This window comes from Methylobacterium sp. Leaf89, assembly GCF_001422215.1.
Classification (GTDB): Bacteria; Pseudomonadota; Alphaproteobacteria; order Rhizobiales; family Beijerinckiaceae; genus Methylobacterium.
The window spans coordinates 188,343-199,286 of record NZ_LMML01000028.1 but is presented as its reverse complement, the minus strand read 5'-3'; the positions used below and the strand labels follow the sequence as shown (position 1 = coordinate 199,286).

Genomic DNA, 10,944 nt, shown 5'->3' with positions numbered 1-10,944 from the left:
GACGGCGAAGCCGCGGCCGGCCTCGCCGGCCCGCGCCGCCTCGATGGTGGCGTTGAGCGCCAGGAGATTGGTCTGCGCGGCGATGCTGGAGATCACCTCGACGAAGGCGCCGATGCGCTCGGTGGTGCCGGCGAGGCGGCGCACGGTGGCGTCGGTGCGCTGGGCGTTCTCCACCGCCTGGTCGGCGATGCGGGCCGACAGGCTGACCTGGCTCACGATCTCCTGCACCGAGGCCGACATCTCCTCGCTGGCCGCGGCCACCGTCTGGACGTTGGCGGAGGTCTCCTCGGCCGCCCCCGCGACGATCACGGTCTGCTGGTTGGTCTGGGCGGCGACGCTGCTCATCGACTGGGCCGTGGCCTCCATCTCGGTGGCGGCGCCCGCCAGCCCCTGGGTCAGGATCGAGACGTTGCCCTCGAAGGCCTGGGTCAGGGCGTCGAGACGCTGGGCCCGGCGCATCTTGGCGGCGTCCTCGGCCGCCTGCACCTCGGCGAGGCGCCGGGCCTCCAGGGCGTTGTCCTTGAAGACCTGGAGCGCGCGGGCCAGGAGACCGACCTCGTCCCGCCGCTCGGTGCCCGAGACCGTCACGGCGAGGTCGCCGGCCGCGAGCCGGCCCATCGCCGCCGTCATGGCGGCGAGCGGGCGGGTGACGCCGTAGAGGGTGATCAGCGCGAGCAGGCCGACCGCGACGCCGAGGCCCAGGGTGGCGGTGACGATGAGGGTGCGCGTGGCGCTCTCGGCCGTTTCGGCCGCCGCCTGCTTGGCGATCTCGAGGTCGCGCAGGTTCGCGGCGACGCGGGCCGCCACGCTCCGGGCGATCGTGAGCCGGGCCGGGCGGACCTCCTGCTTCGAGATCTGGGCGGCCGCCGCGTTCTCGTTGCGCAGGCCGAGGGCGATGGAGCGGTCGGCGGTGGCGAAGAACGCCTCCAGCTCGCCGCGGACGCGCTGCAGGATGCCGCGGCGCTCCGGCGTGTCGGCCAGGGCGAGCAGGCGGTCGCTGGCCTCGAGGGCGGCTTTCCGGCTCGCCTGGTAATGGGCGAAGTCCTGCTGCATCAGCGCGGCGTCGGTCTCGATGATGGTGTTCTTCTCGGCGATCACCGCCTCGTCCACGGCCAGGGCCAGTTGCTGGGCCAGGGAAAGCCGGGCGGCGCGGACATCGACGATCTGGGTCGTGTTCCGCCCGAGGGTGTCGAGGTTGGCCCGCGCCAGGACCACCAGTCCGACGGCCACGAGGATGAGGATCAGGCTCGGGACGGCGAGCTTTCCCAGAAGCTTGAGGTTGTTGAACGTGCGCATGAGGCCCCCGCGACCGGCGCCGGCGCAGGACCTTGATCGGTCTCTCAGGGACGCGGCGTCGTGCTCACGTTTCTGTGATACGGCGCTGAAACAATGATTAACGTATGCGAATTTTTCTGCAACTGATGGAAGTCTTGCGGCAACTTGGTTGTATTCCGAAGTTTTCCGATCCGGGGCGATGATCCCTTATCCATCTCGCTCTGAGGCCTGCCGGAGCGTCGCGGCGAACCAATTGCTCGAAACCCTGCCCTCGGTCTTCGACAGCGACGGAAATACCGTCCGAACGCGCGCGAGGATCACACGCGTGAAGCTCCGGTGCGGGCGGATCTGACGCTCTGTCGGCTGCCTCGCCCGCTCACCCCAGAAAGGATTGCAGGGCCGCCAGGGTCGCGGCGGGGTTCTCTTCGGCCAGGAAATGGCCGGACGTGACCTCGGCGGCGACGGCGCCCGGCGCGAAGGTGCGCTGCCAGGCGGCGAGCGGCGTCTCGGGCTCACGGTCGAGATAGCTGTCGCCGGTGAGGATCAGGGTCGGGCAGGCCAGCCGACGCCCGGCGGCGAGGTCCGCGAGATCGGCGTCCCGGTCGCGGGTGGCCCCCGCCCGGTAATCCTCGCAGAAGGCGTGGATGCGCTCGGGCACGCCCCAGGCCTGCCGGTAGAGATGCAGGGCGGCGGGGGCGAAGGCCTTGAGGGACTTGTCCCCGCTCCAGTCGCGCAGCAGCCCCTCGAAATAGGCGTCCGGGTCGCGACCGATGGCCTGCTCCGGCCCCGGGGCGGCCTCCGCCAGGAAGTGCCAGTGCGAGGGCTTGCGCGGGTTGGCCTCGATCCGCTCCCACTGGACCAGGGTCGGCAGGATGTCGAGGAGGGCCAGCCGGGCGATCCGCCCGGGCTCGTCGAGGGCGAGGCGGTAGCCGATGCGCGCACCCCGGTCGTGACCGACCAGGGCGAAGTGGACGTGGCCCAGGGATTCCATCACCGCCACCACCTCGGCCGCGAGGGTCCGCTTGGCGTAGGCCTCGTGGCGCGGGTCGCCCTCCGGCGCGGCGGACCAGCCGTAGCCCTTGAGGTCGAGGCAGATCACCCGATGGCGCTCGGCGAGGGCCGGCGCGATCCGGTGCCAGCAGGCGTGGCTCTGCGGGAAGCCGTGGAGGAGCAGCACCGGCCTCCCGTCCTCCGGCCCGCCGATGCGGGCGAAGAAGCGGCCGGCCGGGATGTCGATCCAAGGGGCGGCGAAGCGGGGGAAGAGATCGGTGGTCACGGGCGGCGCCTCCGGCAGGGGCCGGGGGAACGCACGGGGCCGGGCGCCGGTTCGCAATCGCGGACAGGGTCGCTTCGGCTGGAAGCGGGCGATTTTCCGACTAGATCCGCCCCATCCGCCCTCCTCAGCAGGATTTTCCCGATGCACACGTGTGTGACCGCCCTCGCCCTGGCCGCCGGCCTCGCCCTGGCCAGCCTCGTTCCCGCCCAGGCCGCCGGGTGCTGCGGAGGCGGCGCCGGCATGATGTGCGGCCAAGGCAAGATGGACATGCGGGCGGGCGCCATGAAGCCGTCCCGGACCAAGAAGGCCGCCTGCTGCTGCGCGGGCATGGCCGGACACGGCGCGGCCCCGATGTCGAAGAAGCTCTGAGCCGGACCGGACGACGTCTCCCGCCGAGGCCGTGGTCGAAGACGAGGCGGCACGCGAAAACGAGGCCGCGCCCGCAGAGTTGTGTCCGGACCGGGTGACCCGGCCCGTGCCCTGCGGCCTCGCGGATGCCGGGGCGGGATTGACGCCCGCCCCGCGCAGCGGGCACACCCGAAGGAGGCGGATCGCGCAAGAATCCGACCCAAAAAAGATCACCGAGGAGACGCGCATGGACCGGCCCACCGTTCCTGCTCCGCAGAGTCCTGTTCCGCAGAGTCCTGCCTTGCAGAGACTTGCCCTGCAGAGACTTGCCCTGCAGAGGCTTGCCCTGCAGAGGCTTGCCCTGCAGAGACTTGCCCCATCGACGATCCGGGCGCTCCGGCCGGCCGGCGCGAGCCCCTCCGCATGAGCGGCGCGGCCCTCGCCGAACGGCCGGCGACCGGCGCTCCGCCCGTGGACGCCGCCCTGCGCGGCCGCATCCTCGCGCTCCGCGAGGGCCTCCTGCACGGGCTCATCGGCGCCGACGCGATGGTCGAGCGCCTCCTCATCGGCCTCCTCACCGGCGGCCACCTCCTCATCGAGGGCGCCCCCGGCCTCGCCAAGACCCGCGCGGTCAAGCGCCTGTCGGACGGGCTCGACGGCAGCTTCGCCCGCATCCAGTGCACCCCCGACCTGATGCCCGCCGACCTGACCGGCACCACCGTGTGGCGCCAGGATGCCGGCGACTTCGAGTTCCTGCCCGGCCCCCTGTTCCACTCCCTCGTCCTCGTCGACGAGGTGAACCGCGCGCCGCCGAAGGTGCAGTCGGCCCTGCTCGAGGCCATGGCCGAGGGTCAGATCACGGTCTCGGGCCACACCCATGCGCTGCCCGACCCGTTCATGGTGGTGGCGACCCAGAACCCGATCGAGCACGCGGGCACCTTCCCGCTGCCCGAGGCGCAGCTCGACCGCTTCCTCCTCCATGTCCTGGTGGAGATGCCGGACGAGGCCGCCGAGCGCCGCATCCTCGACCTCGTCGAGGGCGAATTGAACCACCACGCCGAGGCGATGCCGGTGCGGCTCTCCGTGGCGGAGATCCGGGCCGCCCGGGAGGCCGCCCTCAACGTCTACGTCTCCCCGGCCCTCAAGGACTACCTCGTGCGGCTGGTCGCCGGCACCCGCACCGACGCGGCGGCCCCCGACCTGCGCGCCGCCATCGAGCACCCGGCTTCCCCGCGCGGCACCCTGGCGCTGATGCTCGCCGGCAAGGCGCGGGCCTATCTGCACGGCCGCGACCACGTCATCCCGGAGGACGTGGCGGACCTCGCCGCCGACGCCCTCGCCCACCGCATCGGCCTGACCTGGCGCGCCGCCGCCGAGGGTCAGACGGCCCGGGGCATCATCCGCGGCCTCGTCCAGCGGGTGCGGGCCCTCTGAGCGCGACCATGACCGTGCCGAGCCCGGCCCAAGCCGCAGCAGCCGCCGCCCTGCCGGCCACCGACCCGCTGATGGCGCCGGGCATCCACCTCTCGGGCGAGGCGCTGATGGGCCTGCGCCACCTCGCCCGGCGCGGCTCCGGGCCGGCCACCCGGACGCTGGCGGGCCTGCCCGGCGGGATCGTGACCCGTCGGCGCGGGCGCGGCTCCGAGCCGGACGACGTGCGCCTCTGGTCCGAGGGCGACGACCGCCGGCACATCGACCGCAACGCCACCGCCCGCACCGGCATCCTGCACGTGCGCACCCATCACGACGAGCGCGACCGTGCCGTGGTGCTCCTCGTCGACGTCCGGCCCTCCATGCTCTTCGGCACCCGCCGCGCCCTGCGCTCGGTGGCGGCGGCCGAGGCCCTGGTCCTGCTCGGCTGGCGCATCGTCGGCGACGGCGGCCGCATCGGCCTCGTGGCGGCGGGGGCCGGCGAGCCCGTGGTGGTCCGCCCGGCCGGCGGCGAGCGGGCGATGACCGCCCTCACCGGCGCCCTGGCCCTGGCCCACGCCCGGGCCCTGGCCGACGGATCCGCCGCGGATCCGCCCCTCGCGCCGGCCCTGACCCTGGCCCAGAGCCTGCTGCCCTCGGGCGGTCACCTCGTCATCGGCAGCGCCCTCGACGCGCCGGGCCCGGATTTCGATCCCCTCCTGACGATCATGGCCGAGCGCCTGTCGATCCGCCTCGTCCTCGTGAGCGACGCTTTCGAGCGGGCCCGGCCGCCGGGCTTCTACCCCTTCGCCACGCCGGACGGCCGGCGCGGCACCGTGCAGGCGAGCCGGACCGACCGGGCCTCCCCGGGCACCGATGCCCGCCTCGTCGCCTACGCCCAGCGCGGCATCGAGGGCCTGCGCCTCGACGTCGAGGCCGGCCCGGAGGCCTACGCGCCGCTGATGGAGCGCCTCGATGCGATGCTGTAGGGCGCCAAGCTCTCGGGTACCAAGCCGACAGGGAGGGGCCCGGTGACGCCCGACGCTCCGCCCGGCCTCGACCAGCTGCGCGGCCTGCACCTGCCCGCCGAGACCGGCGGGGCGCAGGGGGCGGTGATGCTCGCCATCGCCCTGGGCTTCACGGCGGCCCTCGTCCTCGGCCTGCTGCGCCTGTTGCGGGCGCGCCGGCGCGGTTCGGTCCGGCGCGCGGCCCTGGCCGACCTCGCCGCCGCCAACGCCCTGCCGCCGGAGCGCCGCCGGGTGGCGCAGGCGCAGCTCCTGCGCCGCCTCGCCCGCACCCTCCAGGGCGACGCCGCGGCCGACGCGCAGGGCGACGCCTGGGCCGCCGCCCTCGACCGGCTCTTCGCCACGACCTTCTTCAGCGCCGGCGCGGGCCGGATCTTCGTCGAGGGGCTCTACCGGCGCGGCGCGTCCGAGCCCGGCCCGGTGGATGCCGAGCTGGCGCGGCTCTTCGCCCGGATCGGGGCCTGAGCCATGCTGACGGAATTTTGGCCGCACTGGCTCACCGCCCTCGCCTCGGCCTTCGACCTCGCGAGCCCCTATGCCCTGCTGCTCCTGCCCCTGCCGCTCCTGGCGGCCCGGCTGATGCCGCCCGAGCGGGTCGGGGCGAGCGGCGCCCTGCGGGTCCCCCCCTCCCTGGTGGCCGAGGCCGCGCGGGGCGACAGCGTGGCGGCCCGCGGCCGCGGCCGCACCCTCCTGGTCTGGACCCTGTGGGCGGCCCTGGTGGTCGCCCTCGCCGGACCGCGCCTCGTCCTGCCGGCCACCGCCCTGCCGGCCTCGGGCCGCGAGATCATGCTGGTGATGGACCTCTCGGGTTCGATGGAGCGGCGCGACTTCGCCCTGGACGGGCAGACCGTGACCCGGCTCGCCGCGGTCAAGCGCGTCGGCACCGACTTCATCCGCCGCCGGGCCGGCGACCGCATCGGTCTCGTCATCTTCGCCAACGAATCCTACGTCGCCGCGAGCCCGAGCTTCGACACCGCCACCGTCGCCCGCGCCCTCGACGAGGCGACCATCGGCCTCGTCGGGCGCTCCACCGGCATCGGCGACGGCCTGGGCCTCGCCCTCAAGCGCCTGACCCCGGCGGGACCGGAGGCCGAGGGCGCGCCGGTGGCCACCGCCAAGGTGGTGATCCTGATGACGGACGGCGCCAACAATGCCGGCCAGACCACGCCCCGGGACGTGGCCGGCCTCGCCAAGGAGCTCGGCGTCCGGGTCCACACCATCGCGCTCGGGCCCCGCGACCTCTCCGACGCCGACGGCGAGCAGGACGTCGTCGACACCGAGACCCTGCGCGAGATCGCGGATCTCACCGGCGGCCGGATGTTCCGCGTGAAGACCACCGACGACCTCATCGCCATGGCGGACGCCATCGACGCGATCGAGGGCGGGCGCGCCAAGGCGCCGCCGGTGCCCCTGCGCAAGGACCTCTGGCCCTGGCCCGCCGCCCTCGCCTTCCTGGCGGCGGCCGCCCTCCTCGCGTCGCGGCGGATCGCATGAGTCTCCTCGACACCCTGGCGGTCCTGCGGCCCTGGTGGCTGGTGGCGATTCCCGTCGTGGCCGCCCTGGCGCTGCGCGCCGCCTGGCGCTCGGCGCCCCTCGGCGATTGGACCCGGGCCGTCGATCCCGGCCTGATGGCGCTGCTCGCCCGGCGCGGGGCGGTGCTCGGCGGACGCCGGCAGGCGAACCTCGCCGCGGCGCTCGCGGCCGGGCTCGTCGCCCTGGCTCTCACCGGCCCGGCGGTGGAGCGCCCGGACGCCGCCACCTTCCGCAACCTCGACGCGACCGTGGTGGTATGCGACCTGTCGCGCTCCATCGCGGAGGGCGGCCACCTCAAGGACGTGCGCCAGGTGGCGCAGGCGGTGGCCGAGGCCGCCGGCACCCGCAGCGTCGCCGTGGTGGTCTATGCGGGCGACGCCTATCTCGCCGCCCCGCCCACCACCGACCGGGATGCCCTGTCCTCCACCCTGTTCGCCCTGGACGGCGACACCGTGCCGGACCGGGGCACCCATCCCGAGCGCGGCCTCGCCCTGGCCCGCCGCACCCTCGCGGAGGCCGGCGTGATCGCGGGCGACGTCGTCCTCGTCACCGACGGCGACGGCATCGGCGACGCGGCCCTGCGCGAGGCCGCCGCGATCCGTGCCAAAGGCTGGCACCTGCACGGGCTCTTCGTGCCCGCCGGACCCGGCCTGCCGGCGGGCTCTCCCAAGCCCGACCGGGGCGCCCTCGAGCGCCTGACCGACGCGGGGGCGGGCCGCTTCGCCCTCCTCGACAGCCCCGCCCCGGTGCTCGACGCGGTGGGCGCCAGCACCGCCCAGCACCTCGCCGCCGGGGGCTACACCGTGCTGGCCTTCGCCGATCTCGGGCGCTGGCTCGTGCTGCTGGCCCTGCTGCCCGCCCTCGTCCTGTTCCGCAGGAGCGCCTGATGGCCCTCGGTGTCCTGTCCGACCGCCTGCCCGCCCTCCCCCGCGACTGGACCCGCTGGGCACGCCTCGCCGCCCTGGGGCTCGCGGGCGCCGGCATCCTGGCCCTGACAGCAACGGCTCAGCCCCGCACCAGCCTTGGCCGCGCCCTGCTGGGGGCCGGCCTGCCCGGGGCCGCCGCCTGGGTGCTCGACGACCCGGCCTGGCGCGGCCCGGCCCTCTACCAGGCCGGGCGCTACACGGAAGCCGCCGCCCTCTTCCGCAACGGCGGCCGGCGCAACGCCTACAACCTCGGCAACGCGCTCGCGAAATCCGGCGACCTGCAGGGGGCGCTGGACGCCTACGACGCCGCCCTCCAGTACAACCCCCGCGACGCCGACGCACAGGCCAACCGCTCGCTGATCGCCCGCCTCGTGGACGAGGGCGCCGGCGATCCCGGCAAGGGCGGGGGCGTGGCCAACGCCACCGCCACGGTGGGCGCGCGCTACAACAAGACCGCGAACCAGGACCCCAACGACGACACCCAAGCCACCTCCAGCGGGGAGGGTCTGGCCGGAAACAAGGAGGGCGGCACCTCCTCCTCGACCCCGGGCAACAGCAAGGTGGCCCGGCGCGGCAAGGCCGAGCAGGTCTCGGCGGATTCCGGCAAGGGCGAGGCCCGCGGCTCGGCCAGCGACGCGGCGGGGCGCGGCCGCACCGGGGCGGGCTCCGCCATGGTCGCGATGGCCCCCGAGCGGGAGGTGCGCCGAGTGACGAAGAGCTTCGAGGCCCACGAGATCCGCCCCGACCGCCTCTGGCTGCAGACCCTGCCGGACGATCCGGGACGCTATCTCAAGCTGCGTCTGAAGGCGGAGCAGGCGGCCCGGGTCGAGGCCGGCACGGCGGTGCCCGGCGGGAGCAATCCATGGTGAGCGATCGGTCCGCGTTTCGAAACCGGCGGGGCGTCCTCGCGGCCGGCCTCGCCGCCTTCCTCCTCGCGCCCCTCCCGGCCCGGGCCGAGATCGGTCCCGGCGACCTCACCCTCACGGTGACGCCGGAGCGCAACGGCAACGCCGATCCGTTCTCCCGCGAGATGGTGCTGCTGCGCATCCACGGGGTCTACCGCCAGCCGATCCTGCTGGAGGAGGTGATCCAGCCGTCGCTGGCCAATTTCAGCTGGACGCAGCTCGGCCGCGACGCCTGGTCGAAAACCCGCCTGCCCGACGGGCAGGTGGCCATCGCCTTCGACCGGGTGGTGGCGATCTTCCCGCACCATCCGGGCGACTTCACCATCGATCCGTTCCTGCATCGCCTCACCGTCAACGACGGCGGCAAGCGGGTCGTCGTCGACGTGCCCTCGGCTCCGGTGACCCTGCCCGTCGCCACCTGGACGAAGCCGGTGGGCGGGCCCGACGCCAAGGAGCCCTGGTGGCTCCCGGCCAAGGACGTGACGATCACGGATTCCTGGAGCCCCGACCCCGAGACGGTGAAGCTCGGCGAGACCACACGGCGCATCGTCACCCTGGAGGCCCAGGGCATGGTCGCCGAGGGGCTGCCGCCCCGCCCGGTGATGCGCACGCGCGGCATCCTCACCTTCGCCGGGCCGGTGACCCGCGAGACGATCATCACCCCCGCCGGCCCGGTGGCGCGGGCGACCTACCAGTGGGACGTGCGCCCCGCGATCGAGGAGATCATCCCCCTCGACGCGATCGTCATCCCGTGGTTCGACACCGTCTCGCGCACCCTGCGCGAGGCCGAGATCCCCGCCCGCCAGATCGGCGGCGGCCTGCCCGACAGGGACGACGAGGCGAAACCCGTCCTGCCGGCCTCCCCCCTCGTGGTGGCGACGGCCGCCCTCGGCGCCTTCGGCCTCGGCCTCGCCCTGCTCGGCTTCGGCAGCGGCGGGCGTTCGGGACGCCGGCGTCTCGACGCGCGGACGCGCCGGGCGCTCGGCCGCGCCGCCTCGGCCCGGGACGCGCGGGCCTTCCGCGCGCATCTCCACCCCGTCCTCACGGAGCAGCCCGACCTCGCGCGGGCCTGGCGGGCCCGGCCGGAGGTCGCCGCAGGCCTCGATGCCCTAGATTCCCACCTCTACGGCCCCGGCACCGTCGCAGCCCCCGACCTGCCCGGCCTCGCCCGGGCCCTGAGCCGGCCGATCGCTGCGGGAGCGCAGCCGACGGCGGCCCCCTCGCGCCTCGCGCCCCTCGACGGCCGGGCCCTGACCTCGCCAAGACCCATCCGAGACCCATCGACCGGAACCGCATGAGCCTGACGCGACGGACCCTCCTCGGGGCGGGGGCCCTCCTGCCCCTGCTGAGCACGGCCCAGGGTCAGGGCAAGGGCCACGAGACCGATCCAGGCCCCCAGGACCGGTTCGCCGAGGCCGGTGCGGCGTTGGCGCGGATCGCCGGCGACCTCGGCGGCCGGGCCGGGATCGCGGTCCTCGACACGGGCGGCGGCCCCGCCCTGCTGCACGACGCCGAGGGCGCCTTCCCGCTCTGCAGCACCTTCAAGCTGCTCCTCGCCGCCGCGATCCTGGCCCGGGTCGAGGCGGGGCGCGAACGGCTCGACCGGCGCCTCGCCTACGGAGAGGCCGACCTCGACACCTACGCCCCCGTCACCACGCGCGCCCTGAGGGCGGGCGGACCGGAGGCCGGGGCGATGTCCGTGGAGGCTCTGTGCGCCGCCGCCCTGGTCTGGAGCGACAACACCGCCGCCAACCTCCTGCTCGCCGCCCTCGGCGGTCCCGCGGCCCTGACCGCCTATGGCCGGGACCTCGGCGACCCGGTGACCCGGCTCGATCGGACCGAACCCGACTTGAACTCGGCCGTGCCCGGCGATCCCCGCGACACCACCCGGCCCGCCGCGATGGCAGCGACCGTCGGGAAGATCCTGCTCGGGCCGTCGCTGACGGAGGCCAGTCGCGCCCGGCTCGAGGGCTGGATGACGGCCTCCCGCACCGGAACGAAGCGCCTGCGGGCGGGGCTTCCGGCCGATTGGGGCGTCGGCGACAAGACCGGCAGCGGGGCCTACAGCACCGCCAATGTGGTGGCGCTCCTGCGCCCGCCGGCCCGGGCGCCCCTGGTGGCGGCCATCTACCTCACGGGGTCGGACACCACGAGCGAGGCCCGCGACGCGGCCCATGCGGCGATCGGCCGGGTCATCGCGGCGACCTATGGTTAACACTCGGTTCACGCCTGCCTGACACGGTCGT

Annotated in this window: 11 protein-coding genes; 9 read left to right on the top strand and 2 right to left on the bottom strand. The window is 74.8% G+C overall.

All coding sequences use genetic code 11. From position 1 onward, the window contains the following. Together ASF18_RS12190 and ASF18_RS24270 are read right to left on the bottom strand one after the other, a co-directional pair. Positions 1-1,296: methyl-accepting chemotaxis protein (locus ASF18_RS12190; RefSeq protein WP_244472680.1), on the bottom strand; the 1,296-nt coding region annotated here is incomplete at its 3' end. Positions 1,297-1,651: 355 nt separating this feature from the next. Continuing rightward, on the bottom strand, positions 1,652-2,551 hold the full coding sequence (locus tag ASF18_RS24270; protein WP_056351901.1) for an alpha/beta hydrolase: 900 nt from the start codon (positions 2,549-2,551) through the stop codon (positions 1,652-1,654). Between the two features lie 141 nt (positions 2,552-2,692). Here ASF18_RS24270 and ASF18_RS24265 point away from each other — a divergent pair, with 141 nt between their 5' ends. From ASF18_RS24265 to bla, 9 genes are all read left to right on the top strand, one after another. Then, positions 2,693-2,920: a hypothetical protein gene (locus tag ASF18_RS24265; RefSeq protein WP_200917621.1), complete on the top strand. Its 228-nt coding sequence runs from the start codon at positions 2,693-2,695 to the stop codon at positions 2,918-2,920. 402 nt (positions 2,921-3,322) lie between these two features. Then, on the top strand, positions 3,323-4,333 hold the full coding sequence (locus tag ASF18_RS12175; protein WP_056218574.1) for an AAA family ATPase: 1,011 nt from the start codon (positions 3,323-3,325) through the stop codon (positions 4,331-4,333). A gap of 71 nt (positions 4,334-4,404) precedes the next feature. Next, on the top strand, positions 4,405-5,298 hold the full coding sequence (locus ASF18_RS12170) for a DUF58 domain-containing protein (protein ID WP_244472719.1): 894 nt from the start codon (positions 4,405-4,407) through the stop codon (positions 5,296-5,298). A 42-nt stretch (positions 5,299-5,340) separates the two neighbouring features. Further along, entirely contained in the window at positions 5,341-5,799 is a 459-nt protein-coding gene (locus ASF18_RS12165; protein ID WP_056351896.1) for a DUF4381 family protein, read from the top strand. Between the two features lie 3 nt (positions 5,800-5,802). Further along, positions 5,803-6,828, top strand: a complete 1,026-nt coding sequence (locus ASF18_RS12160; protein ID WP_056351894.1) for a VWA domain-containing protein — start codon at positions 5,803-5,805, stop codon at positions 6,826-6,828. After that, positions 6,825-7,754, top strand: coding sequence for a VWA domain-containing protein (locus tag ASF18_RS12155; RefSeq protein ID WP_056276308.1), 930 nt, complete (start codon positions 6,825-6,827; stop codon positions 7,752-7,754). Before ASF18_RS12160 ends, ASF18_RS12155 begins: the two co-directional genes overlap by 4 nt. Further along, positions 7,754-8,662 carry a tetratricopeptide repeat protein gene (locus tag ASF18_RS12150; protein ID WP_056351889.1) on the top strand — a complete coding sequence of 303 codons (909 nt, stop codon included), beginning with the start codon at positions 7,754-7,756 and terminating at the stop codon, positions 8,660-8,662. Before ASF18_RS12155 ends, ASF18_RS12150 begins: the two co-directional genes overlap by 1 nt. Then, entirely contained in the window at positions 8,656-9,996 is a 1,341-nt protein-coding gene (locus ASF18_RS12145; RefSeq protein WP_056351886.1) for a BatD family protein, read from the top strand. Before ASF18_RS12150 ends, ASF18_RS12145 begins: the two co-directional genes overlap by 7 nt. Beyond that, positions 9,993-10,913: a class A beta-lactamase gene (gene bla, locus ASF18_RS12140; protein ID WP_056351883.1), complete on the top strand. Its 921-nt coding sequence runs from the start codon at positions 9,993-9,995 to the stop codon at positions 10,911-10,913. Before ASF18_RS12145 ends, bla begins: the two co-directional genes overlap by 4 nt. The last annotated feature ends 31 nt before the right edge of the window (positions 10,914-10,944 follow it).

Bases quoted from the DNA above. Each gene is read 5' to 3' on its own strand.
- ASF18_RS12170 (WP_244472719.1), top strand. From the start codon at position 4,405: ATGGCGCCGGGCATCCACCTCTCGGGCGAGGCGCTGATGGGCCTGCGC.
- bla (WP_056351883.1), top strand. From the start codon at position 9,993: ATGAGCCTGACGCGACGGACCCTCCTCGGGGCGGGGGCCCTCCTGCCC.
- ASF18_RS12155 (WP_056276308.1), top strand. From the start codon at position 6,825: ATGAGTCTCCTCGACACCCTGGCGGTCCTGCGGCCCTGGTGGCTGGTG.
- ASF18_RS24265 (WP_200917621.1), top strand. From the start codon at position 2,693: ATGCACACGTGTGTGACCGCCCTCGCCCTGGCCGCCGGCCTCGCCCTG.
- ASF18_RS12160 (WP_056351894.1), top strand. From the start codon at position 5,803: ATGCTGACGGAATTTTGGCCGCACTGGCTCACCGCCCTCGCCTCGGCC.
- ASF18_RS12150 (WP_056351889.1), top strand. From the start codon at position 7,754: ATGGCCCTCGGTGTCCTGTCCGACCGCCTGCCCGCCCTCCCCCGCGAC.
- ASF18_RS12175 (WP_056218574.1), top strand. From the start codon at position 3,323: ATGAGCGGCGCGGCCCTCGCCGAACGGCCGGCGACCGGCGCTCCGCCC.
- ASF18_RS12145 (WP_056351886.1), top strand. From the start codon at position 8,656: ATGGTGAGCGATCGGTCCGCGTTTCGAAACCGGCGGGGCGTCCTCGCG.